The following is a 22,358-nucleotide window of genomic DNA, read 5'->3' on the forward strand; positions in this document are numbered from 1 at the left end:
GAAGTTTCGCGTGCGGTGCAGCATCGCGGCGGTCATTCGGCGACGTACACCTGGGTGCCGGCGGCGGCCACCGTGTCGGTCATCTCGGGCGGCAGCGGCTTGTCGGTGAACAGCGCGTGCACCTGGCTCAGGTGCCCCTGGCGCACCAGCGCGGGACGGCCGACCTTCGAATGATCGGCGACCAGGTAGACGGTGCGCGCATGCTGCATGATCGCCTCGGCCACGCGCACCTCGCGCGTGTCGAAGTCGCGCAGCGTGCCGTCGGCCTCGATCGCCGACGTGCCGATGATCGCGTAGTCGACCTTGAACTGGCGGATGAAGTCGATCGCGAGCTCGCCGACGATCCCCTTGTCCCACGGCCGCACGATGCCGCCCGTGATCAGCACCTCGCAGTCGGGGTAGCCGCTCATCATCGACGCGACGTTCAGGTTGTTCGTGATCACGTGCAGGCCGTGATGGCGATTCAGCGCGCGCGCGACTTCCTCGGTCGTCGTGCCGAGGTTGATGAACAGCGATGCCTGATCGGGGATGTGCGACGCGGCCAGCGCCGCGATGCGCCGCTTCTCGTCGTGGAACATCCGCTGGCGCGCGGTGTAGGAGACGTTCTCCGAGCTGGTCGGCAGGCTCGCGCCGCCGTGGTAGCGGCGCAGCAGGTTCAGGTCGGCGAGCCAGTTCACGTCGCGGCGGATCGTCTGCGGCGTGACCGCGAAGTGCGACGCGAGATCGTCGACGGTCACGAAGCCGTCGCGCTGCACCCATTCGAGCAATTCCTGCTGGCGCGCGTTGAGGGTGAGGCGGGGATCTCGGGTCATGGCTCGGCGGTCGAATCGTGGTGCGGACCGGATATTGTAAGGGCGCGAACCGCGTTCGCAGCGGCCGGCGGCGCACCACGGCCGCGGATACAGTTCGCAGGTGCATGATTTCATGTCGCAAATGAATTTGCGCGAGCACGCGGATCGCGCTGCAATGACGGACCGTTCGCGCGCGGGGCGGGGAGCTCGAGTGGGGGCCGGAACGGCGCTGGAACGGCTCGCGAGCGGAGTCCGAGCCCGAGCCGAGGCCGAACCCCGCGCCCCGCGCGCTCATCCCAGCTTCCAACGAGGTGGAACCGACATGACAGGCTTCGACTGGCACAACCCGTATCCGACGACCCGCATCCCCGTATTCGCGCGCAACGTCGTGTCGACGTCGCATCCGCTCGCCGCGCAGGCCGGGCTGCGGATGCTGTGGAAGGGCGGCAACGCCGTCGATGCGGCGCTGGCCGCCGCGGCCGCGATCACGGTGGTTGAGCCGGTGTCGTGCGGGCTCGGCGGCGACGCGTTCGCGCTCGTATGGGACGGCGAGCGGCTGTCCGGGCTGAACGCGTCGGGCGTCGCGCCGGCGGCGTGGAATCCCGACTACTTCCGCCGGCGTCACGGCGAGGATGCGCACGGCATCGCCAAGCAGCCGACGCGCGGCTGGGACACCGTCACGGTGCCGGGCGTGATCGCCGGCTGGGAAGCGCTGCACGCGAAGTTCGGCTCGCTGCCGTTCGCCGATCTGCTCGAACCGGCGATCGAGCACGCGGAGCGCGGCTATTCGGTGTCGCCGATCGTCGCGCACAAATGGGCGGCCGCCGTGCCCGAGCTGCACGCGCTGCCGGGCTTCGCCCAGACCTTCATGCCGCGCGGGCGCGCGCCGCTCGTCGGCGAGCGCATGTGCCTGCCGGACCATGCGCAGACGCTGCGCACGCTCGCCCACGACGGGCCGCGCGCGTTCTACGAAGGCGCGCTCGCCGCGCGGCTCGCGGCGTTCGCGCGCGAAGGCGGCGGCGCGCTGACCGAGGCCGACCTGCGCGCGTACCGGCCGGAATGGGTCGAGCCGATCGGCAAGCGCTTCGGCCGCCATACGGTCCACGAGATTCCGCCGAACGGGCAGGGCATCGCCGCGCTGATCGCGCTCGGCATCGCGGAGCACGTGGGCGTGACCGACTGGCCCGTCGATTCGGCCGATTCGCAGCATCTGCAGATCGAGGCGATGAAGCTCGCGTTCGCGGACGTCTATCGCTACGTCGCCGACCCGCGCGCGATGGACGTGACGCCGGCCGAGATGCTCGACGACGCGTATCTCGCCGAACGCGCGAAGCTGATCGACCGCACGCGGGCGACGCACTTCGCGGCCGGCCGCCCGCATTCGGGCGGCACGATCTACCTGTCGGCGGCGGACGAGCGCGGGATGATGGTGAGCTTCATTCAGTCCAACTACATGGGCTTCGGTTCGGGGCTCGTCGTGCCCGGCACGGGCATTGCGCTGCAGAACCGCGGGCACGGTTTCTCGATGGATCCGCGCTCGCCGAACGTGGTCGCGGGCGGCAAGCGGCCGTTCCATACGATCATCCCGGCGTTCGTCACCGAGCAGGTCGACGGGCGCACCGAGGCGGTGATGAGCTTCGGCGTGATGGGCGGCGACATGCAGCCGCAAGGCCATCTGCAGACCATCGTGCGGATGCTCGGCTACCACCAGCAGCCGCAGGCCGCGTGCTGCGCGCCGCGCTGGAAGGTCAACCGCGACTTCACGCTCGACGTCGAGGCGACGATGAACCGGCAGACCGTCGACGCGCTCGCCGCGCGCGGCCATACGATCAAGTCGGTCGACGATCCTTACATGGATTTCGGCTCCGGGCAGTTCGTCTGGCGCCTCGATCCCGACGATCCCGAGCGCGGCTACGTGGCCGCGAGCGACAGCCGCCGCGACGGCCTCGCCGCCGGTTTCTGACGGAACGCTTCCAGTCGGTGGCGGCGCCGATCCGAGGGCGATCGGCAAAACAGCCAACCAGCCGACCAGCCGACCAGCCGACCAGCCGACCAGCCGACCAGCCGACCAGCCGACCAGCCGACCAGCCGACCAGCCGGCTTGACGTGGCGCATGTCGTGGCACGTGCGGGGTTCGAAGAACCCGTCTAACGAAGCGCAACATGGCGGGTGGAACTGCGCGCGCCGGGTACGGTCAGTGGTTGAAGCACGAACATAAATCTCCGGCTAAGATGCCAGGATGGTTCGGCCGGACCAAGTCACTATAAATGCAAGCAAAACGTCGCCTGCGGGCGCCGGGCCGGTGCCGAAGGGAAGGGCCGGCGCGCCGCGCGACGACTGGGAGCGCAACACCATGCCTACTGAAACGACGCATGTCATGCCGTGGCGTATCGAGGACATCGATCTGAACCGGATCGATCGTCAGCGTGCCGCCGCGAACGAGGATCTGCTGCTGCTGTTGTGCGCGTCGTCGTTCATCGAAAGCGGCTCGGATCTCTACACGAGCAATCTGAGCGAGTTCTTCAACGACGATCCGGAAGTATCCGCGTGGCTCAACAGTGCGTGGGAGCACGAAGAATTGCAGCACGGGCGCGCGCTGAAGGCGTACATCGCGCACGTGTGGCCCGAGTTCGACTGGGATGCCGCGTTCGCGAATTTCTTCGCCGAGTATTCGAAGACCTGCTCGGTCGACGCGTTCGAGAAAACCCGCGCGCTCGAGATGGTCGCGCGCTGCGTCGTCGAGACGGGCACGGCCACGCTCTATCGCGCGATCAACGAATGCTCGGACGAGCCCGTGCTGAAGGAAATCACCGACAACATCCGCTCGGACGAAGTGCGCCACTACAAGCACTTCTTCAAGTTCTTCAAGAAGTACAACAAGCTCGAAGGAAACGGCCGGCTCGCGGTGCTCGGTGCGCTGATGCGCCGCGTGATGGAGATCAAGAACGAGGACTCCGAGATCGCGCTGCGCCACGTGTTCGCGGTGCGCTATCCCGATCGCGTCGGCGACAATCAGTACAACCGCGAGCGCGCCGCACGCATCAGCTCGCTCGTGCGGCGCAATCTGTCGGCCGACATGTGCGTGAAGATGCTGCTCAAGCCGCTCGACCTGCCCGCGAAGATCCAGCCGAGCGTCCACTATCCGCTCACCAAGATCACGCGGCACGTGTTCATGCGCTGAGCCCCCGGCGCGGCCCGTCGCGCGTATGCTGTCGCCTCGTGTTTCGCTTTCCACCGGGCCCGCCATCATGACCGATACCCATCGCCACGCGCTCGAACAATGGACGTTCGACGCGTGGCCGTCGGCCGTCGTCTCGCTGTTCGACGGCACCGCGCTCGAGCGCCATGCCGACGTTGCGGCGTCGCTGCTCGTCGCGACCGACGACGGCCAGCTGCGCACGACGCTGCTGAGCGCGGGCGAGATCTTCGCACGCGACGCACACACGCTGCTGCTCGCGCTATGGCCGCAATCGCGTGCGGCGCGCGCGCTCGCGCAGCGGCGCGCGGCCGCGCTGACGCTCGTCGCCGACGGCGCGTTCTTTCAGGCACAACTGAGTATCGAACCGCTCGACGCGGATGTCGGCGGCTTGCGCGGATTCGCTGCGACGATCGCACACGGCGATGCGCAGCGGGTCGGCTATGCGCGTCTCGCGACGGGTGTCACGTTCGCGCTGGAAGGGGAGACGCGCGCCGAGGTGCTCGCGCGCTGGCAACGCCAGATCGAGCACCTGCGGCGCGCGGCCGCGCGGCTTCAGTGACCGCGCTGGCCGCTGCGCGACGAACGGTTGCGGTTCGGGTGCGCGGCATTGCCGTTGGCGGGACGTGCGCCGTTGCCGCCGCCGGCCGGGCGGCCGCCGCCGTTGGCGTTACCGCTCGCACCGCCGGCCGCGCGCGGCTTGGCCGCCTTCGCGGCCTTCGGCTGCGCGTTGGCGTCGCGCTTCGCGCCGGCCTGGCCTGAGCCGCCCGCACGCGGCTGACGATTCCCACCGCCGCCGCCACCGCCGCCACCGTTGCCGCCGCCGCGCGGCTGCTGGCCGCGACGCTGCTGGATCGGCTCCGGCTTGACGTTCGGATCGGGTTCGAAGCCCGCGATCACTTCCTGCGGAATCTCGCGCTTGATCAGCCGCTCGATGTCGCGCAGCAACTGCTTCTCGTCGACGCACACCAGCGACACCGCTTCGCCGGTCGCGCCCGCGCGGCCCGTGCGGCCGATGCGGTGCACGTAGTCTTCCGGCACGTTCGGCAGGTCGAAGTTGACGACGTGCGGCAACTGGTCGATGTCGATCCCGCGCGCGGCGATGTCGGTCGCGACGAGCACTTGCAGCGTGTTGTTCTTGAACTCGGCCAGCGCGCGCGTGCGGGCCGACTGGCTCTTGTTGCCGTGGATCGCCATCGCGCTGATGCCGTCCTTCGTCAATTGCTCGGCGAGCCGGTTGGCGCCGTGCTTGGTACGCGTGAACACGAGCACCTGGAACCAGTTGTGCTCGCGGATCAGATGCGTGAGCAGATCGCGCTTGCGATCGCGATCGACCGGGTGGATCTTCTGCGCGACGGTTTCCGCGGTCGTGTTGCGGCGTGCGACTTCGATCAGCGCCGGCGAATCGAGCAGGCTGTCGGCGAGCGCCTTGATCTCGTCGGAGAAGGTCGCCGAGAACAGCAGGTTCTGCCGCCGCGGCGGCAGCTTCGCGAGCACGCGCTTGATGTCGTGGATGAAGCCCATGTCGAGCATCCGGTCCGCTTCGTCGAGCACGAGGATGTCGAGATCCGACAGGTCGATCGTCTTCTGCTGCATGTGGTCGAGCAGACGGCCCGGCGTCGCGACGACGATGTCGACGCCGCGCTTGAGCGCGTCGATCTGCGGATTGATGCTGACGCCGCCGAACATCACGGTCGAGCGCAGCTTCACGTACTTGCTGTACGCGCGCACGCTTTCCTCGACCTGGGCGGCGAGTTCGCGCGTCGGCGTGAGGATCAGCGCGCGCACCGCACGCTTTGCGCCGCGATGCTCGGTGTAGAAGGTATGCAGCCGCTGCAGGATCGGCAGCGTGAAGCCGGCGGTCTTGCCGGTGCCGGTTTGTGCGCCGGCGAGCAGGTCGCCGCCGCCGAGGACGGCGGGGATCGCCTGCTGCTGGATCGGGGTCGGCGACGTGTAGCCGAGCTCGTTGACCGCCTTGACGAGCGGTTCGGCCAGGCCGAGAGATTCGAAAGACATAGATACCACTCTTGAGTTTTATGATCGGCGACGCCTCGCGCGGCCAGCGCGGGGAAGTGACGTCGCCAAAAGCAAAGGGGCGCGGCTGCGGTTTCCCGCAGCCGCGCCCCCGTCTGTGTCGCGCGTTATTTAGTCAAGCGGCGCGGAACGCAGGTCGCTCACCTGTTGCGGCGAGATCGGCGTACCGTTGTTGCCCCACGACATCCGGATATACGTGACGACCGCCGCGACTTCCTGGTTCGACAGCGATTGCGCGAACGGCGGCATCCCGTACGGACGCGGATTCTTGAACGTGCTCGGCGGATAGCCGCCATTCAGCACCATGCGGATCGGGTTGACTGCCGATTCCATCACGATCGAATGATTGCCCGCGAGCGGCGGATAGGCCGGCGGCTTGCCCGCGCCGTTTTCGGCGTGGCAGGTCGCGCAGTTGTCGGCGTAGATCTTCTTGCCCTGGTCGAACAGCGCGTTGCCGAACTGCTTCGACGGCTCGTATTGCATGTTCTTCGGCGCTTCAGCCTTCTGCGGGATCGACTTCAGGTACGTCGACATCGCGCGCGTATCTTCGTCGGTCATGTACTGAAGGCTGTTGTGCACGACGTCGGCCATCGGGCCGAACACCGCGCCCTGGTGCGACACGCCGGCCTGCAGCAGGTCGGACAGCTCCTGCACGTGCCAGTCGCCGAGGCCGAGTTCCTTGTCGTTCGTCAGCGACGGCGCGTACCAGTTCTGCAGCGGGATCAGGCCGCCGGCGAACGCCGCGGAGTTCACCGGGCCGCCCATCATGTTGATCGACGTGTGGCACATCGAGCAGTGGCCGAGGCCTTCGACGAGGTAGGCGCCGCGATTCCATTCGACCGACTTGGTCGGATCCGGCTTGTATTCGCCTTCCTTGAAGAACAGCGTGCGCCAGCCGATCAGCAGGTTGCGGTTGTTGAACGGGAACTTCAGTTCGTGCGGACGGCTCGGCACCGACACCGGCGCGACCGAGCGCAGGTACGCGTAGATCGCGTCCGAATCGGCACGCGTGACCTTCGTGTAGCTCGCGAACGGGAAGCCGGGGTAGAGCAGGCTGCCGTCCTTCGAACGGCCGGTGTGCATCGCGCGATAGAAGTCGTCCGACGTCCACTTGCCGATGCCGTCCTTGTCGTCCGGCGTGATGTTCGGCGTGTACATCGTGCCGAACGGCGTCGCCATCGGCAGGCCGCCGGCGAACGGCTTGCCGCCGCGCACCGTGTGGCACGCGATACAGTCGCCGACGCGCGCGAGGTATTCGCCCTTCTTGATCAGCGCGGCCTGGTCGGCCGGCGTTGCGGCGACGGCGGCAGCGCCGTGCAGCGTATCGTTGCCGGGCCACAGGACGGGCACGAGAGCGGCAGCCGCGACGATCGCGACGGCCGAGAGTGCAAACAGGGACTTGCGTTTCATTGTGTCTGTCTCCCTTGCCTTATTGCGGTTCGCTGCCGCAGGCGAGCGGAGTCTTCATCGAACGCGCCGGAGCCGGCACGGGGTTGGCGGGCGCCGGTTGTGCGGCGAGCCACGCGGTCACGGCCGTCACGTCTTCGTCGGACAGCTTCGACGCGATCTCGTGCATGCAGTCGGGCGCCTTCGCGCGACGGTTGCCCGAGCGCCATGCGCCGAGCTGTGCGCTCAGGTAATCGGCGTGCAGACCGACGAGACCCGGGATCGCCGGCTGCATGCCGGTCAGGCCCGCGCCGTGGCAGGCCACGCAGGCCGGCAGCTTGCGCGACGGATCGCCTTGCATCACGAGTTGCTTGCCGCGCGCGAGCGTGGCGGCCGGCAGCGTCGGCTTGGCCGGCGTCGGGTACGGCGGACGCTCGGCCGAGAAGTGCTCGGCGATCTCTTTCAGGTAGTCGTCGTTCAGGTACGTCAGCAGGTAGTTCATCGGCGGGTACTTGCGCCGGCCGTCACGGAAGTTGACGAGCTGGTTGTACAGGTACTCGGCCGGCTTGCCGGCAAGCCGCGGGAAGTAGTCGTTGTCGGTGCCCTGGCCGTGGACGCCGTGGCATGCGGTACAGCCGCGCACGCGCTCGGCCATCGTATCGGGTGCCTTGAGCGGCGCCTGCTGCGCGTGCGCTTGCTCCGTGGGCTTGGTCTGCGCTTGGGCAGCGCTCGTAAGGCCCGCGCCGCCGATCAACAGAACGGCGAGCAGCGGACGGAAGAGGCGTCTTGAAGACACACGAGACTCCATGTTTATTCGTCGGGGACCTGTCCGGGCTACGATCGGCTCGGCGCATGGACGGCAGGACAGCCGGGCTGCTGCGACGCGGCATTCTATCACCGATGGGTAATGACGGCTATTTGGCAAAAGGACGTCGGTTCCTGCCTGTTTGCGACTTGCGACAATTTGACGCGCTTTATATGGTCGCAGTCTGAACCGGCGTGCGCGTTGGCCGTCGAAGACCGTACACTCGCGGGTCGCGCGGCGCCGCCTCCGCCGCTGATCCAGTCATTTCTCCCGTTTCCGGATTCATCGATGACGTTCGTTACCGTGCCGTTGCCGTCTTCTCCCTGTCGTTGCACTCGCAGCCGTATCGCCCGCAGCCCGTTTCGCGGAGGTCGCGCATGACGAGGTTCGACAGTCTGTGGATCGGGCAGGTCGCGCTGGCGGCGTTGATGGACGCGACCTTCGCGATGGCGGCCGGCTCGGCGCTGCTCAAGGCGTGGCTCGGCAAGGACGGCGCGCGGCCGGTCGTCGCGCCGTCGCACCCCGCATGGCTGCGCGCGCAACATTCGCTCGTCGCGGCCGCGCTGGCGCTCGTGCTCGCCGATCTCGGCTGGCTGCTGTACGAGGCCGCGTCGATGAGCGGCACGGGGCTCGGCGGCGCATTCGGCGCGCTGCCGAAGGTGCTCGCGCAGACCCACGTCGGCTTCGCGTGGAGCGTGGCGTTCGCGGGCGCCGTCGTGCTGGCGATCGTCGCGCTTGCCAAACCGGACGGCCCGCTCGCGCACGCGGTGCTGTGGCTCGCCGTCATCGCGATCGCGGCCGGCAAGGCGTCGCTCGGCCATGCGGCCGACACGGGCGCGCTGTCGGCGGCGGTCGGCGTGCAGACGCTGCATCTGCTCGCGACCGCGGTGTGGGGCGGCCTCGTGCTGGCGGGCGGGCTCGCGGTGCTGCCGACGCTCGGCTCGTCGGTCGCGCGCGGCGCGCTGATCCGGATCGGCCAGCAGCTGTCGCGCACGTCGACGATCGCGGTGGTGTTCGTGCTCGGCACCGGCGTGCTCAACGCGCTGCGCGGGCTCGGCGGCTCGCTCGCGCCGCTCGACGGCAGCACGTGGGGGCGCGTGCTGCTGCTCAAGCTGCTGCTGGTCGCGCTCGCGCTGGTGCTCGGCGGCCTGAACCGCTTCTCCGCGTTGCCGCGGCTGCGCCGCACCGCGTCGACCGAAGACGCGCATACGTTCCGCAACATCCTGCATCTCGAGGCGCTGCTGATGATCGGCGTGTTCGTCGCGGCCGCGGTGCTGTCGTTCAGCGTGCCGGGCTTTGCGGCGCTGGGCTGACCGCAGTTCGGCGCAGCCGCGCGCGCGGCCCGCGCACGGCGCAGATGCAACGACGGCCGCCCGTTCGGGCGGCCGTCTCGAATGCGACGCGCGGCGGGCGCACCGCGCCGCGCGTGCCGCCTTGCTTCACCACTCGGCGACGCTGCCGTCGCTGTGGCGCCATACCGGGTTGCGCCAGCGGTGGCCCGTCTTCGCCATTTCGCGCACCTTCTCCTCGTTGACGTCGATGCCGAGCCCCGGCCCTTGCGGGATCGCGACGAAGCCGTCGTCGTAGCGGAACACCTCGGGATTGCGCAGATAGTCGAGCAGGTCGTTGCCCTGGTTGTAATGGATGCCGAGGCTCTGTTCCTGGATGAACGCGTTGTAGCTGACCGCATCGAGCTGCAGGCACGCGGCCAGCGCGATCGGGCCGAGCGGGCAGTGCAGCGCGAGCGCGACGTCGTAGCTTTCCGCGAGCGTCGCGATCTTGCGGCACTCGGTGATGCCGCCCGCGTGCGACGCGTCGGGCTGGATGATGTCGACGTAACCGCCCGCGAGGATGTGCTTGAAGTCCCAGCGCGAGTAGAGCCGCTCGCCGAGCGCGATCGGCGTGTTGGTCTGGTTCACGATGTCGCGCAGCGCTTCGGCGTTCTCCGACAGCACCGGCTCCTCGATGAACATCAGCTTGTACGGATCGAGCTCCTTCGCGAGCACCTTCGCCATCGGCTTGTGCACGCGGCCATGGAAGTCGACGCCGATCCCGACGTGCGGGCCGACCGCGTCGCGCACCGCCGCGACGTTCGCGATCACCTGCTCGACCTTGTCGTAGGTGTCGACGATCTGCAGCTCTTCCGAGCCGTTCATCTTCACCGCCTTGAAGCCGCGCTCGACGACCGCGCGCGCGTTGTTGGCGACGTCGCTCGGGCGGTCGCCGCCGATCCACGAATACACCTTGATGCGCTCGCGCACCTGGCCGCCGAGCAGCGCGTGCACGGGCACGCCGTGATGCTTGCCCTTGATGTCCCACAGCGCCTGATCGACGCCGGCGATCGCACTCATCGTGATCGGGCCGCCGCGGTAGAACCCGGCGCGATACATCACCTGCCAGTGATCCTCGATCAGCAGCGGGTCCTTGCCGATCAGGTAATCGGCGAGTTCCTGCACCGCGGCCTCGACCGTGTGCGCGCGTCCTTCGACGATCGGCTCGCCCCAGCCGACGATCCCTTCGTCGGTTTCGATCTTGAGGAACAGCCAGCGCGGCGGGACGACGAAGGTTTCGAGGCGGGTGATTTTCATGTCGCGAGTCTCCGAAGGAGGCCGGCGCGCCGTGCGATTGCGGTGCCGGCCGAATACATGACGGTGATCCTAGCGTAGCGTGCTAAAAAATAGTATTAATAGCACTATTGTGCAGATAGTGGGCAGTCGCCGCATTGCCCGCCCAACGGAGAACGATCATTCAACGCGACCTGCATGGACAGACGGCGTTCCGGCTTGCGACGGCGATCCTGCGCGGCGACTATCCGCCCGAATCGCTGCTGCCGCGCGAGGCGGACCTGATGGAGATGTTCGGCGTGAGCCGCACGGTGTTGCGCGAGGCGCTGCGCACGCTGACGTCGAAGGGGCTGGTCGAATCGCGGCCGAAGGTCGGCACGCGCGTGCGGCCGCGTCGCGCATGGAACCTGCTCGATGCCGACCTGCTCGACTGGTACGCGCGTGTCGCGCCGCCGATCGCGTTCGCGCTGAAGCTGCAGGAGATGCGCGAGATGATCGAGCCGCATGCGGCCGCGCTGGCCGCCCGCGCGCACGGGCCGGGCGGGTTCGACGCGATCGAGGCGGCGGTGCGCGCGATGGCGGCGGCGCGCAACGTCGACGAATGGGTGCGCGCCGACCTGCGCTTTCACATGAGCGTGCTCGAGGCCGGCGGCAACGAGCTGCTGGTGCCGCTCGGCGCGCTGATCGACCGCACGCTGGAGGCGCAGCTGCATCTGAACGCGCGGCGCGCTCACGTGTTCAACGCGTCGCTCGCCGAGCATACGGCCGTCAGCGATGCGATTCGCGGGCGCGACGAGGACGGCGCCCGTCGCGCGATGGCCGCGCTGCTCGCGGTGACGCGCGCGCGCATCGAGCGCTCGTGACGGCCGGGGCGGTCGCGCCGGCGCGCCGTCGGCGGCTGCGCGCGCTGCGTTCAGACCGATTCGTCGCGAGCGGAATGCCGGTCGGCGCGGTCATGTGACGCGTTCGTCGCGGCTGCCGCGATTGACGTCGCGGCGGCTCGCAGTACGTTGCGGCCGGCGCGGCGGCGCGCTACTGTGCTCGCTCGAGCGCATCCGCGTGACGGCGTCCCGCCGTCATGCGTCGATGCGCCGGTGCCGCTTCGGAGATCACCATGCTGTATCGCGGAAGCTGTCATTGCGGCGACGTGAAGTTCGACGCCCAAGGCGACCTGCAGGGCGTAATGGCCTGCAATTGCTCGATCTGCCGGCGCAAGGGCGCGCTGTTGTGGTTCGTGCCGCGCGCTCACGTCACGTTCTCGACGCCCGACGACAACCTCGCCACCTATACGTTCAACCAGCACATGATCCGGCATCGCTTCTGCAAGCGCTGCGGGATCCACACCTTCGCCGAGGCCACGCATCCGAACGGCACCGAGATGGTCTGCATCAACGTGCGGTGTCTCGAGGATGTCGATCCCGACGTGCTGCCGGTCACGCATTACGACGGCCGCTCGCGTTGAAGCGCGCGGCGCAGCTCGGCACCGGCGCGCGACGCGCCGCGGCCGTCACGACGGTAGCGGCTGCGGCGTTTCGGCCTGCGGTGCGTCGCCGGCCGTCCGTGTGCCAGCCGTCGCCGGCCGCTCGATCAGCGGTGCGAGCGCCGGCGCCATCGACTTCAGCAGCTGCACGGCCATCGCGCTCGTGAAGTCGTAGCGCGCCGCGTACGGCTCGTGCGCGGTCGCGGTCAGCACGCCGAAGAATCGGTCGCCCAGCACGAACACGAACGTGCCGCTGCGGTTGACCTTGCGCGATTCGATCAGCCGCGCGCCGCGTGCGTACACGTTGAAGCGCTGGTCGCCCGTCCCCGTCTTGCCGTACACCTCGAGCGTCTTGCCGTCGGGTAGCGTGAAGCCGCCCGCGAGGCGCCGTGCCGTGCCGTTCAGCACCACGTCGCGCAGCAGCGTGTGCGCCACGTTGACGATCTCCGGCGGCAGCAACGGCTGCGGTTGCGCGGCCGCGCGCACGAAGCGGGTTTCGTACGGCGTGCCCTTCGCGAAATCGAGGCGCGTGATCGTCTCGGTCGGCGCCTTTTGGCCGCCGTTCGCGATCAGCCCGATCAGCTTCGCGAGCGCGTCGGGCTGGTCGCCCGATGCCCCGATCGCGGCCGCGTACGACGGCGTGACTTCGGCGAACGGGTAGCCGAGCGCGCGCCACGCCTTCGTGATCTCTTCGTACGCGCGCAGCTCGACCATGTGGCGGATGCGCCGGTCCTGGGTTGCGTGGTAGCGCGTCTTGTAGAGCCACGAGTAGGTGTAGACGCGTGCGTCGCGGCTGTCGCGCTGCACGTCGCCGAGCGAGGCGTTCGGGTGCGCGCGCAGATAGTTGAGCGTCCACAGCGCGAGCGGATGGACGCTCGCGATGTAGCCGCGGTCGTTGAGGTTGAAGCGGTCGATCGCGTACTTCGCGTAGAGCGCGGCGAGATCGTCGTCGGACAGCGTCGCGGCCGGCGTGCCCTTCAACTGCGCGCGCATCTGCCCATCGAACCACGCGCGCGGCTCGTTCGGCGCGACGCTGCGCAGCACCGTCGCGATCTTCGCCGGCGACTTGCGCACGTCGCGCAACATCAGCGCGAGCGCGTCGTCGGGCGCCTTGCCCGCATAGCGGGTGTAGTAGCGCTTCACGTAGACCTTGCTTTCGCCGTCGACGAATTGCGCGAGGTAGTGCTTGCGCTGCTCGGGGTCGCCGAGCCACGACGACGACGGGCCGGCCGCCTTCAGCATCTCGTAGTGCACGATGTCGCGCATCAGCCGCACGAACACGAGGTTCACCGAATGCTCGAACGCCGTATGCAGCGTGAGGATGCGGCCGTTGTCGGACTTCTCGAAGTTCGAGAACACCTGCGCGCCGCCGCCCGTGTAGAACACGTCGGGGCTCGCCGAATACTTGCGCTCGACCGCCGCGTCGAGCATCGCCTGCAGCGAGCGCTCGCGCGTATGCGACAGGTAGTCGACGGCCCAGCGCGACAAGCCGTCGAGCGGATCGAGCTTCACCTGCGCGAGCTGCGCGTTCGACAGGCCGCCGTAGCGCGCATGCAGCTCGGTCACGATCTGCAGGTAGGTGATCAGCGTGCGCAGCTTCGCCGTCGAGCCGAGGTTGATGCGACCGCCGCGATTCACGTCGAACGGCTGGTTCACGCTGTCGGTCTGCACGCGCAGCAGGTTCGCGCCGTTGCGATGCTCGTACAGCGTGAAGCTGTACGTCAGGTGTGACGGATCGTCCTTCGGCGCGAGCATCTCGAAGCCGTACAGGCCGGCGGCCTGCGCGCCGTCGCGCGTCGACGCCTGCGCGAGGCGTTCGGCGACCGCCTGCTGCACGCCGTTGTCGAGCGTGCTGGTCGCTTCGAGATCGAGCTGATCGAGCTGGTACAGGTCGCTGATGCCGAGCGCGGACAACAGCGACGCGCGCGCCGACGACACCGCCTTGCGCGACACGAACGACTGCACGCGCGCGGCCGGCGGCGGCGCGCTGCGCTCGATCGACGCGGCGAGCGCCGCATCGCGCAGCGCGGGCGAGATCACGCCGCCGTTCGCGAGCAGCCTCAGGTAGCTGTCGGTCAGCTTCTGCAGCGCCGGATAGCCGCGATTCAGGAAGAACGACGGCGCGCGTTGCGCGATGATCAGCGATAGCACCTCGCGGAACGCCTTGCCCTGTGCGTCGACGTTGTCGCCGGTGGTCGGCGCTGACAGGATCCGGTTCACGTCGTTGAAGTCGCGGCCGTACCACGCGGCGAGGCCGTCGCCGATGCCGGTGATTTCGCCCACGTGCGCGCGCGCCGCGAGCGGCACCGAATTCAGATAGCGCACCAGGATCGCGCGGCGCGCGAGCATCGTCTGCGGGCCGTTCAGGTACGCGAGCACCGACGCGGACGCGATCTGCCGCAGCTTCTCGGGCGGCGTCGCGGTGCGGCCGTCGGGCGAATGGCGGAACTTCTCGATCTGCGTCGCGAGCGTGCTGCCGCCCGGGCGCGCCTGATGACGGTTGACCACGTGCATCGCCTGGTCCGCCAGCGCGCGGCTGAAGCGGCCCCAGTCGATCGCCGGGTTGCGGTTCGGCTGGTTCGGGTCGAGCAGATAACGATCCTCGATGAACATCAGCGCGTCGGCGACCACGCGCGGCACCGCGTCGAAATCGGCATACACGCGTTGCGGGAACACGGTCGCGAACAGCGGCGCGCCGGTCGAATCGAACAGCATCAGCCCGGACTGGTCCTTCTCTTCATACGGGAGGAACAGCCCGCGATCGGCGAGCGACAGCATCCGCTGCGAGTCGCGGGCCTGCTTGCCGACGACGAAGCCGCGGGCGAGCAGCCGTTGCTGAAACGCGGGAATCATCGAGTAGCCGAGGCGCTCGTCGTACGGGCCGTTGGCGGGGAAGCGGATGTGGTCGCTCGGGCCGGCCTCGACCGTGTAGCTGAGGTCGCGGGTGAGTTCCGACAGGTAGTGCGCTTGCAGGCGCGACGTCTGGATCTCGGTTATCACCAGCCGGGCGACGATCGCGATCGCGATCAGCAGCGCGGCCAGCAAAGACCACTTGACCCACGTCCAGACCGATGCACTCCCGGTCATGCGCGGCAGGATGCGATTCAGCGGCCGATTCATGGCGGCGTCTCCCTGAAGGCGCAGGCTCCGGCCGCACCTCATAAAGGACTAGTGTAGTCCTCCGCAGCGGGCTGCCAAGGGTGTTCACTACCGAGATGCGCGGATGCAACGCACGTGTCCGGCGCGGGCCGTCGGCCGGGCGCGCTGCACCGCGTCCGTGCGTGGGGCGCGGGCGACAAATCGGGTTCGATCCCGTTGCCGCGCGACGGTACTACGGGTTGCGGCAAGGGTGGCGCGGCGCCGCTGCGGTACGATCGGCGGACCGCGGCGCCGTGCCGCCGTGCCCGCATTGGCGAGGACCACCATGTCGATCCATCCCGTCGCGCTCTTTTGTACGGCGATTCTCGGGCTGCTGTTGTTCGGGCTCGGGCTCGTCGTGTCGGTGTCGCGCTTTCTTCACACCACGGGTTCGGGATGTCTGCCCGATCCGACCGACCGGTTGCACAAGGTCGTGCGCGCGCACGGCAACACGGCCGAATACGCGCCGTTCCTCGCGGTGCTGTTCCTGTATGTCGGCGCGCATGCGCCGTCTCGCGCGATCCTGTCGCTGATCGTCGCGGCGACCGTGTGCCGCTGCCTGCTGGTGGTCGGATTGATTGTCTGGCCGACGATGGCCAGACCCAATCCGGTGCGCTTCACCGGCGCGTTCGGTACGTATCTGTGCGGCGCGGCGCTGTGCGTATCGTTGTTCTTCTGAGCGAGCGCGCGGCGGCGCGAACGCGGCGCCGGTGATGGGTGTTCGGTGCAGCGCGCGTGCGTGTTACAGCACGCTGCGTGCGAATGCGCTCGCCGTGGCGGCACGTCGCAATCTGAACCGGCCAGCCGCGACCGACGAACCGGCGCGGCGTGCGTGGTCAAACGCTGCCTGCGGATTCGATCACGAGGATGCGCGCTTCGCCGAGCGGATGCGCGACGTGTTCGGTGCCGATCGTCGCGTGGAACAGGTCGCCCGTTTCGAGCACCGTCGCGCGTTCGATGCCGGCTTCGCGATAGCGCATCTCGACGCGGCCGTCGAGCACGGCGAATACTTCTTCGCCGTCGTTCACGTGCCAGCGATACGGCCGATCGGTCCAGTGCAGCCGGACCGTGATGCCGTTCAGGTTCGCGATGTCGAGCGCGCCCCACGGGCGCGCAGCGGTGAAGGTCGTGCTGCGGATGATGTTCATCGACGGGTTCGCAGGTGCGGTTGGAATTTCGCAGGGAGCGACGAGGCCGTGCGGCCTCGGATCAGGACGTGGATTCGACGCGTTATCGCACTATCGCGCCATCGCACGCAATGCCGCGTCGATCGTCTGCCGGCGTTTTTCGAGGCCGGCCGCCGAGCGCTGCGTCACGCGCTCGAGGACCGACGCCGGCGCGGTATCCGGCGAGCCCGCGTCGAACGGCGGGGCCGGCGCATATTCGAGCGCGAGTTGAATCGACTGCGCTTCTTCGACGCCGGCGAGTTCCGCCGCGATCGTCAACGCGAAATCGATGCCGGCCGTCACGCCGCCGCCGGTGATCAGATTGCCGTCGCGTACCACGCGCTCGCGCACGGGCACCGCGCCGAGCGGCTCGAGCAACGAGTGAAACGCCCAGTGCGTCGTCGCGCGGCGGCCTTTCAGCAAGCCCGCCACGCCGAGCAGCAGCGCGCCGGTGCACACCGACGTGACGTAGCGCGCGGTGGCCGCGCGTTGGCGCACGAACGCGATCGTCTGCGCATCGAGCAGCAACTCGTTGATGCCGATCCCGCCCGGCACGCAGATCACGTCGAGCGGCGGGCAATCGTCGAACGTGCAGGTCGGCGCGAGTGCGAGGCCGCTGCTCGATGCGACGGTGTCGCGCGATTTCCAGACCAGATGGACGGCCGCATCGGGCAGTGACGCCAGCACGTCGTGCGGGCCGGTGAGATCGAGTTGCTGGACGCCCGGAAACACGAGAAGGCCGATATGCAGGGTCATGCGAACACTCCGGAAGAGAAGGACAAGCGCCGCTGCCGGCGCACGATGGACAGATCGATTCTAGGCGCGTAGTGTTTGGCGAAATTGCCATATCGCCCACGTTTTAAGCCAATCGCCATGCATGCCGCTCCCCGTTCGATCGTCGTCCTCGCGTTCCCTCGTGCGCAGTTGCTCGATGTGAGCGGGCCGCTGCAGGTGTTCGCGTCGGTCAACGAGCTCGCGCAGGAGCGCGGGCAACCGGCGCCCTATGCGCCGCGCGTCGTGGCGGCCGATGGCGGGCCGGTGGAGACGTCCGCCGGGCTCGTCGTGATGGCCGATTCGCTGCGCTCGGCCGGACGGCCGGATACGGTGATCGTCGCCGGCGGCAAGGGCGTGCATGCGGCGTCGCGGGATGCGCGCACGGTGCGCTGGGTGCGCCGGCAGGCGCAGCACGCGCGACGCGTCGCGTCCGTATGCACCGGCGCGTTCCTGCTGGCGGAGGCCGGCCTGCTCGACGGGCGGCGCGCCGTCACGCACTGGGCGCGTTGCGACGAATTCGCCGCGCGCTATCCGAACGTGCGCGTCGAGCCCGATCCGATCTTCATCCGCGACGGCGCGCTGTGGACGTCGGCCGGCGTGACGGCCGGCATCGATCTCGCGCTTGCGCTCGTCGAGGAGGACCTCGGGCGCGCGATCGCACTCGACGCCGCGCGCGAACTCGTCGTGTTCCTGAAGCGGCCGGGCGGGCAGGCGCAGTTCAGCGCGATGTTGTCGATGCAGCGCACCGACGACCGCTTCGGCGAACTGCATGCGTGGATCGCCGAACACCTCGCGGCCGATCTGTCGGTGCCCGCGCTTGCCGAGCGCGTCAGCATGAGCGAGCGCAGCTTCGTGCGTCACTATCGCGCGGGCACCGGCCGCACGCCCGCGCGGGCGGTCGAACAGATTCGGATCGAAGCGGCGCAACGGCTGCTCGGCGAGACCGACTGGCCGATCAAGCGGATCGCCACGCGCTGCGGCTTCGGGTCGGAGGAGACGCTGCGGCGCAGTTTCGTGCGTGTGCTCGGTGTGTCGCCGCAGGGGTATCGGGAGCGCTTCGTGCGGTGATGGGGCGAGGCGGGATGCTCACGATGCGATTACCGGATGTGGTCGGGTGCGATGTGAGGCAATCGCATGGAAGTCGCGCACTTTGAGGCCGAGGCGGCGCGTACTGTTCGGGCTTGCGGAACAATGGGCCGGGGCTTGTGCCGCGGCCGGTGGGCGCTCTATTCTGTCCTGTTGGCGATTCGTACAGGGGCGCAGCATGGACCGCATTCAGGCAATGGAAGTTTTCACCCGCGTGGTCGACGCGAACAGCTTCACGCGCGCGGCGGACACGCTCGCGATGCCGCGCGCGTCGGTGACGACGATCATCCAGAATCTCGAGGCGCTGCTCGGCGTGCGCCTGATGCATCGGACGACGCGCCGGCTGTCGCTGACGCCGGAAGGTGCGGCGTACTACGAGCACTGCATGAAGATCATCGCGGAGATCGCCGAAGTCGACGCGAGCTTCCAGACCGGGAACCGCAAGCCGAGCGGCGTGCTGCGCGTGCATATGCCGAACTCGCTCGGGCGGCGTGTGGTGTTGCCGTCGCTGTCGATCTTTCGGCAGCGCTTTCCCGACATCGCGCTCGATCTCGGGCTGTCCGACCGCTATGTGGATCCGGTGGAGGAGGGGATCGACTGCATGATCCGCGTCGGTCCGCTGGAGGATTCGTCGATGGTCGCGCGACGGATCGGCATGCTCAAGCGCGTGACCTGCGCGTCGCCCGACTATCTGGCGCGTCATGGCGAGCCGCAGGAGATCGCCGATCTGGCCGACCATCATGCGGTGAATTTCCGGGCGAGCCACGGCGCGCGTCCGATTCCGTGGGTGTTCATGATCGACGGCAAGCCGGTCGAGGTGCGGATGGCCGGCACCGTCACCGTGAACGATTCGGATGCGTACGTGACGAGCGGCCTCGAAGGGTTCGGGATGATCCAGCCGACGCTGTTCATGGTGCTGCCGCATCTGCGCGACGGCTCGCTGGTGGAGGTGCTGCCCGAGTGCAATCCGAAGCCCAAGCCGATCTCGATCGTTTATCCGCACAACCGGCATCTGTCGCAGAAGGTGCGCGTGTTCGCTGACTGGATCTCGGAGCTGTTCGAGGCGACGCCGTCGCTGGAGGGCGGGGAGAATTGGCGCGGGAAGGGGCGGGCGGGAGGGGCGGAGGTGCAGAGGGGGGCGGTGGTGGTTTGATTCGCGGGGGGCAACGGAACTACCGTTCTATGACCGATGCAACACTACAGTAGCCAAGAAGATCAAGAACCCGAAGGCGCCAAAGCTGTTTCTCAATGAACTGATCGATCAGTTGCTTGCCCAGATTCAGGGCAAGGATGCCGGGGTGCTTCCGGGCGAATTGAGCTGCCGGCCAGCTCAAGAAGCAGCAACTGGCCGAACGAGCCTCTGCGGAAAAACGCGGCTTTTGAGTTTGAAATGATTTAGGCCTTGCCCATTCGATAGTGCTCTAGCAGATCTTCGTTCCCGGAAAGGACCTCCACCATCATTTGAAGCATCAAGACTGGTCCCGGGACGATTGCCGCCTCATCGATCTCCCGCCCGTCAAAATCGGGATTGGTCGGAATCTCAACGTTCACCACCCACCAGACCTCGATTTTTCTTAAGATTGTGATCAAATCATGGAAAATCTCTATGTGGTCGAAATCCACCGTGCCCGTCACAATCGATGGCAGTTCGTGAGCTAGCTTGTTCCGAATCGACTTGATGCGTTCGAAGGTCGCAAGATCGCCAAGATCGATTGCGCCATACTCGGTCAACCAATCGAGCGATGCGTACAGGGTGCTTTTGTTGCGAGCGAGAACTTTCGAGCGATATTCGCCGCTGAACTGGTATGTACCAGGCTCGAGACCAATGCTTTCAATGTTGTAGAAATCGCGGATACGCCCGACGATTGATTGCCTCAGAAGCTCAAAGGCGGTGATGTAGAGCGACGCCGAGATGAGCTTTTCTTGCATCACCGCTGGCGTCAGCAACTGTTCCCATTGCTCGTTAGCGGGCATAGGTCGTGAACTCCGTTAGATCGGCGGCGCCGTTTTGATGGCATCTAGCTTGCCGGCAACGTCCTCGGCACGCAAGTGCGTGTATCTGCGAGCGATGCTCAATGAGTTAGGTCGCTTCGGGCATTGGGCGACGGACCACCCGTTGACACATGTCCGTGCGTTTCAGGAGCAGGATGCGGCGCTACCAATCTGGCTTCGCGGCAGATTGGGAGACGATGGCTGCGTACGTGCAAGGTAGGACGTCCACGTGCTGCTGAGGCGAGGGCGGAGGTAGCAGAACGTCGAAAGGCCGTGCGACTTGGCGCTGATGTTGGATGCGATATGCATTTTGGATGTAGGGTGCGGATACGTTAAAATCGGACAAATCGGGTGAGGGTCTCGATTTGTGTTCGAAAAATAAACAATGGAATAGTTATGCATCCGATTCTTGCAAAATCGTTCGGCGGTCTATCAACGCAGTATTACGTTCGTCAGTTTCTGTTTGGGCTGATTTTCCCGGCACTTCTTCTTTTTGTTCTGAGTCGTGGGTCGAAGCCGGTGGCTATACCGGTGGGTGCGTTGCTGTTCTTCGCGGTTAACTGCTTTCTTTATCCTTATTCGCGATTCGTTTACGAGGGCATCGTTGACTACATCGTTGGGCGGAATGTTTTCTTCCTGCCTGCGCTAGTTGTGTTGTTCTTTAAGTGGATGACGATGGCGCTCTGCTGGAGTTGCGCGATCTTTATTGCACCGGTCGGGCTTCTGTACCTGTATGTTCGTAACAGTCGTCAGTCGGCGATCTGAGGTGGATGGACAGCAATGAGCGAAAATCGATATAGATTCGGTATCCATCAGAACCTGAGGCCGGTGGATTTGTTCGTCTACGTGGCGTTGGATGAGACGCAGAAACAGCTTGGACTGGATGATTTGGGGGCTGCTGCGGCCGTGTTGCTCGGTCAGGCTGACGTGCCTGCGCCGGGCAAGTTTGTCGGGGCTACGGCAGGTACATCCGTAGCCTCGTTGGCTGCGCGCAAGCTGTTGCCTTTCAAGGTTGCGGTGCGGCTGCCGATGATTACCGGCGTGGGGCTTTCCGGGATTCGTGTTGCGTTTACTCGGAACCTTGGTGCTTGGGTCGGGCGTTTGATTCCTGTTGCCGGGGAGATGTTCTTGGCAGTGGATGTGGTGCTGATCATGCGCAACACGGTGATGGCCTATAACCGTGTCGTTAAGCCGGAAGATAGGGTGTTGTGATGGAAAGTGATGTTTGGGAACGTCTTGAGACGTTTGCTCGGGAAGAGCTGGGTCGGCCGTTGTTCGGTGGACGGCTGGATTTGCTGCCCACGTCACGTCTTGAAGAGGACTTGGGGCTGACGGGGGAGGATGCTGTCGAATTCATCGACAAGTGGGCTGAGACGTTCAGCGTCCAGGTGCGGGATTTTCCGTATCGACGCTATTTCCGGCCAGAAGGTCAGGAAATGTTGTCGGGGTTCCTCGGCTTGTTTTCGAAGCGGTATCGCCGGCCGGCTGTCGTTCCGTTGACGCTCGGGATGCTCGCTGAGGCAATGCAGTACGGACGGTGGGATACGTCGGTGATCGAGGCTGCGGCTGCCCGAGGGGGCGGATGAGAGAGAGGGATGCGCGGTTGAATCTTCGTTGAACCGCTGAAAAGAAAAAAGGCTCAGCTTGCGCTGAGCCCTTTTTGCATTTGGTGGCGAATCAGGGACTCGAACCCCGGACCTGCGGATTATGATTCCACCCCAAAAGAGAATTAAAACATGGGGTTGGCGCGATTTCAGCTCCTCAAATACTGGTAAGCGAAGGGGCGCGGAGGCTTGCAAATACGTGCGTCAAGGTTCGATTGCGGTGCGTTTCTCATGCGGTACTGAGCGGGCCGGTGCTCGTTGTTATCGACGCATGTTTCCGTCGCTTAGGTGGAATTTCCAGAAGAATTTTAATTGATAGACGGAAAATATTTTTATTGAGTG

21 protein-coding genes and 1 pseudogene are annotated in these 22,358 nt (G+C 66.7%); 13 read left to right on the top strand and 9 right to left on the bottom strand.

Translation table 11 applies throughout. The features are described from left to right. Positions 1-32 precede the first annotated feature (32 nt). Positions 33-812, bottom strand: coding sequence for a DeoR/GlpR family DNA-binding transcription regulator (locus tag AK36_RS15995; protein WP_011885949.1), 780 nt, complete (start codon positions 810-812; stop codon positions 33-35). 301 nt (positions 813-1,113) lie between these two features. Between AK36_RS15995 and AK36_RS16000 the strand changes: the two genes are divergently transcribed. The 3 genes from AK36_RS16000 (at position 1,114) to AK36_RS16010 (ending at position 4,549) form a co-directional block, all read left to right on the top strand. Further along, positions 1,114-2,754, top strand: a complete 1,641-nt coding sequence (locus tag AK36_RS16000) for a gamma-glutamyltransferase family protein (protein ID WP_011885948.1) — start codon at positions 1,114-1,116, stop codon at positions 2,752-2,754. A 390-nt stretch (positions 2,755-3,144) separates the two neighbouring features. Further along, the gene (locus AK36_RS16005; protein ID WP_045579431.1) at positions 3,145-3,972 is read left to right on the top strand and encodes a ferritin-like domain-containing protein; all 828 of its coding nucleotides are present in this window, start codon (positions 3,145-3,147) and stop codon (positions 3,970-3,972) included. A 67-nt stretch (positions 3,973-4,039) separates the two neighbouring features. Continuing rightward, complete coding sequence (locus AK36_RS16010; RefSeq protein ID WP_043291532.1) at positions 4,040-4,549, top strand: hypothetical protein; 510 nt, start codon at positions 4,040-4,042, stop codon at positions 4,547-4,549. Here AK36_RS16010 and AK36_RS16015 read toward each other — a convergent pair. From AK36_RS16015 to AK36_RS16025, 3 genes are all read right to left on the bottom strand, one after another. Then, positions 4,543-6,003 (bottom strand): DEAD/DEAH box helicase, encoded by a 1,461-nt coding sequence (locus AK36_RS16015; protein ID WP_045578795.1) that lies wholly within the window; start codon positions 6,001-6,003, stop codon positions 4,543-4,545. The genes AK36_RS16010 and AK36_RS16015 overlap by 7 nt on opposite strands. 129 nt (positions 6,004-6,132) lie before the next feature. Continuing rightward, positions 6,133-7,431, bottom strand: a complete 1,299-nt coding sequence (locus AK36_RS16020) for a c-type cytochrome (RefSeq protein WP_014723593.1) — start codon at positions 7,429-7,431, stop codon at positions 6,133-6,135. Positions 7,432-7,450: 19 nt separating this feature from the next. Further along, positions 7,451-8,215: a c-type cytochrome gene (locus AK36_RS16025; RefSeq protein WP_034192684.1), complete on the bottom strand. Its 765-nt coding sequence runs from the start codon at positions 8,213-8,215 to the stop codon at positions 7,451-7,453. 374 nt (positions 8,216-8,589) lie between these two features. On the opposite strand from AK36_RS16025, the gene AK36_RS16030 reads away from it, so the two are divergent. After that, positions 8,590-9,525 carry a copper resistance D family protein gene (locus AK36_RS16030; protein ID WP_014723592.1) on the top strand — a complete coding sequence of 312 codons (936 nt, stop codon included), beginning with the start codon at positions 8,590-8,592 and terminating at the stop codon, positions 9,523-9,525. Between the two features lie 126 nt (positions 9,526-9,651). Here AK36_RS16030 and dgoD read toward each other — a convergent pair whose 3' ends face one another. Continuing rightward, complete coding sequence (dgoD, locus tag AK36_RS16035) at positions 9,652-10,800, bottom strand: galactonate dehydratase (RefSeq protein WP_011885941.1); 1,149 nt, start codon at positions 10,798-10,800, stop codon at positions 9,652-9,654. Positions 10,801-10,934: 134 nt separating this feature from the next. On the opposite strand from dgoD, the gene AK36_RS16040 reads away from it, so the two are divergent. Together AK36_RS16040 and AK36_RS16045 are read left to right on the top strand one after the other, a co-directional pair. Next, positions 10,935-11,639: a FadR/GntR family transcriptional regulator gene (locus AK36_RS16040; protein ID WP_011885940.1), complete on the top strand. Its 705-nt coding sequence runs from the start codon at positions 10,935-10,937 to the stop codon at positions 11,637-11,639. Between the two features lie 251 nt (positions 11,640-11,890). Next, complete coding sequence (locus AK36_RS16045; RefSeq protein ID WP_014723591.1) at positions 11,891-12,238, top strand: GFA family protein; 348 nt, start codon at positions 11,891-11,893, stop codon at positions 12,236-12,238. 45 nt (positions 12,239-12,283) lie between these two features. Here AK36_RS16045 and AK36_RS16050 read toward each other — a convergent pair whose 3' ends face one another. Then, positions 12,284-15,376 carry a transglycosylase domain-containing protein gene (locus AK36_RS16050; RefSeq protein ID WP_045578796.1) on the bottom strand — a complete coding sequence of 1,031 codons (3,093 nt, stop codon included), beginning with the start codon at positions 15,374-15,376 and terminating at the stop codon, positions 12,284-12,286. Between the two features lie 304 nt (positions 15,377-15,680). Between AK36_RS16050 and AK36_RS16055 the strand changes: the two genes are divergently transcribed. Beyond that, the gene (locus AK36_RS16055; RefSeq protein WP_011885937.1) at positions 15,681-16,073 is read left to right on the top strand and encodes an MAPEG family protein; all 393 of its coding nucleotides are present in this window, start codon (positions 15,681-15,683) and stop codon (positions 16,071-16,073) included. Between the two features lie 157 nt (positions 16,074-16,230). Here AK36_RS16055 and AK36_RS16060 read toward each other — a convergent pair whose 3' ends face one another. Both AK36_RS16060 and AK36_RS16065 read right to left on the bottom strand, forming a co-directional pair. Further along, positions 16,231-16,542 (bottom strand): cupin domain-containing protein, encoded by a 312-nt coding sequence (locus AK36_RS16060; RefSeq protein WP_034192682.1) that lies wholly within the window; start codon positions 16,540-16,542, stop codon positions 16,231-16,233. A gap of 90 nt (positions 16,543-16,632) precedes the next feature. Continuing rightward, positions 16,633-17,316: a DJ-1/PfpI family protein gene (locus tag AK36_RS16065; protein ID WP_034192681.1), complete on the bottom strand. Its 684-nt coding sequence runs from the start codon at positions 17,314-17,316 to the stop codon at positions 16,633-16,635. Positions 17,317-17,433: 117 nt separating this feature from the next. On the opposite strand from AK36_RS16065, the gene AK36_RS16070 reads away from it, so the two are divergent. From AK36_RS16070 to AK36_RS34305, 3 genes and pseudogenes are all read left to right on the top strand, one after another. Next, complete coding sequence (locus AK36_RS16070) at positions 17,434-18,402, top strand: GlxA family transcriptional regulator (protein ID WP_011885934.1); 969 nt, start codon at positions 17,434-17,436, stop codon at positions 18,400-18,402. A gap of 196 nt (positions 18,403-18,598) precedes the next feature. After that, entirely contained in the window at positions 18,599-19,573 is a 975-nt protein-coding gene (locus tag AK36_RS16075) for a LysR family transcriptional regulator (RefSeq protein WP_045578797.1), read from the top strand. A 61-nt stretch (positions 19,574-19,634) separates the two neighbouring features. Next, positions 19,635-19,785: pseudogene (locus AK36_RS34305) on the top strand (IS256 family transposase); the annotation flags it as partial. A gap of 30 nt (positions 19,786-19,815) precedes the next feature. Here AK36_RS34305 and AK36_RS16080 read toward each other — a convergent pair. Next, positions 19,816-20,394 carry a hypothetical protein gene (locus AK36_RS16080; RefSeq protein ID WP_045578798.1) on the bottom strand — a complete coding sequence of 193 codons (579 nt, stop codon included), beginning with the start codon at positions 20,392-20,394 and terminating at the stop codon, positions 19,816-19,818. Between the two features lie 414 nt (positions 20,395-20,808). Here AK36_RS16080 and AK36_RS16085 point away from each other — a divergent pair, with 414 nt between their 5' ends. Genes AK36_RS16085 through AK36_RS16095 form a run of 3 tightly spaced genes read left to right on the top strand, consistent with a single transcriptional unit; the run spans position 20,809 to position 21,998 of the window. Then, positions 20,809-21,177 carry a hypothetical protein gene (locus AK36_RS16085; protein WP_045578799.1) on the top strand — a complete coding sequence of 123 codons (369 nt, stop codon included), beginning with the start codon at positions 20,809-20,811 and terminating at the stop codon, positions 21,175-21,177. 15 nt (positions 21,178-21,192) lie between these two features. After that, positions 21,193-21,624, top strand: a complete 432-nt coding sequence (locus AK36_RS16090; RefSeq protein WP_045578800.1) for an STM2901 family protein — start codon at positions 21,193-21,195, stop codon at positions 21,622-21,624. Further along, positions 21,624-21,998: a DUF1493 family protein gene (locus tag AK36_RS16095; RefSeq protein ID WP_045578801.1), complete on the top strand. Its 375-nt coding sequence runs from the start codon at positions 21,624-21,626 to the stop codon at positions 21,996-21,998. The genes AK36_RS16090 and AK36_RS16095 overlap by 1 nt, the downstream gene beginning before the upstream one ends. The last annotated feature ends 360 nt before the right edge of the window (positions 21,999-22,358 follow it).

The organism is Burkholderia vietnamiensis LMG 10929, assembly GCF_000959445.1.
GTDB classification, from domain to species: Bacteria; Pseudomonadota; Gammaproteobacteria; order Burkholderiales; family Burkholderiaceae; genus Burkholderia; species Burkholderia vietnamiensis.

Bases quoted from the DNA above. Each gene is read 5' to 3' on its own strand.
- AK36_RS16055 (WP_011885937.1), top strand. From the start codon at position 15,681: ATGTCGATCCATCCCGTCGCGCTCTTTTGTACGGCGATTCTCGGGCTG.
- AK36_RS16045 (WP_014723591.1), top strand. From the start codon at position 11,891: ATGCTGTATCGCGGAAGCTGTCATTGCGGCGACGTGAAGTTCGACGCC.
- AK36_RS16005 (WP_045579431.1), top strand. From the start codon at position 3,145: ATGCCTACTGAAACGACGCATGTCATGCCGTGGCGTATCGAGGACATC.
- AK36_RS16015 (WP_045578795.1), bottom strand. From the start codon at position 6,003: ATGTCTTTCGAATCTCTCGGCCTGGCCGAACCGCTCGTCAAGGCGGTC.
- AK36_RS16090 (WP_045578800.1), top strand. From the start codon at position 21,193: ATGAGCGAAAATCGATATAGATTCGGTATCCATCAGAACCTGAGGCCG.
- AK36_RS15995 (WP_011885949.1), bottom strand. From the start codon at position 812: ATGACCCGAGATCCCCGCCTCACCCTCAACGCGCGCCAGCAGGAATTG.
- AK36_RS16095 (WP_045578801.1), top strand. From the start codon at position 21,624: ATGGAAAGTGATGTTTGGGAACGTCTTGAGACGTTTGCTCGGGAAGAG.
- AK36_RS16060 (WP_034192682.1), bottom strand. From the start codon at position 16,542: ATGAACATCATCCGCAGCACGACCTTCACCGCTGCGCGCCCGTGGGGC.
- AK36_RS16065 (WP_034192681.1), bottom strand. From the start codon at position 17,316: ATGACCCTGCATATCGGCCTTCTCGTGTTTCCGGGCGTCCAGCAACTC.
- AK36_RS16070 (WP_011885934.1), top strand. From the start codon at position 17,434: ATGCATGCCGCTCCCCGTTCGATCGTCGTCCTCGCGTTCCCTCGTGCG.
- AK36_RS16080 (WP_045578798.1), bottom strand. From the start codon at position 20,394: ATGCCCGCTAACGAGCAATGGGAACAGTTGCTGACGCCAGCGGTGATG.
- AK36_RS16025 (WP_034192684.1), bottom strand. From the start codon at position 8,215: ATGGAGTCTCGTGTGTCTTCAAGACGCCTCTTCCGTCCGCTGCTCGCC.
- AK36_RS16085 (WP_045578799.1), top strand. From the start codon at position 20,809: ATGCATCCGATTCTTGCAAAATCGTTCGGCGGTCTATCAACGCAGTAT.
- AK36_RS16020 (WP_014723593.1), bottom strand. From the start codon at position 7,431: ATGAAACGCAAGTCCCTGTTTGCACTCTCGGCCGTCGCGATCGTCGCG.
- AK36_RS16030 (WP_014723592.1), top strand. From the start codon at position 8,590: ATGACGAGGTTCGACAGTCTGTGGATCGGGCAGGTCGCGCTGGCGGCG.
- AK36_RS16000 (WP_011885948.1), top strand. From the start codon at position 1,114: ATGACAGGCTTCGACTGGCACAACCCGTATCCGACGACCCGCATCCCC.
- AK36_RS16075 (WP_045578797.1), top strand. From the start codon at position 18,599: ATGGACCGCATTCAGGCAATGGAAGTTTTCACCCGCGTGGTCGACGCG.
- AK36_RS16010 (WP_043291532.1), top strand. From the start codon at position 4,040: ATGACCGATACCCATCGCCACGCGCTCGAACAATGGACGTTCGACGCG.
- dgoD (WP_011885941.1), bottom strand. From the start codon at position 10,800: ATGAAAATCACCCGCCTCGAAACCTTCGTCGTCCCGCCGCGCTGGCTG.
- AK36_RS16050 (WP_045578796.1), bottom strand. From the start codon at position 15,376: ATGAATCGGCCGCTGAATCGCATCCTGCCGCGCATGACCGGGAGTGCA.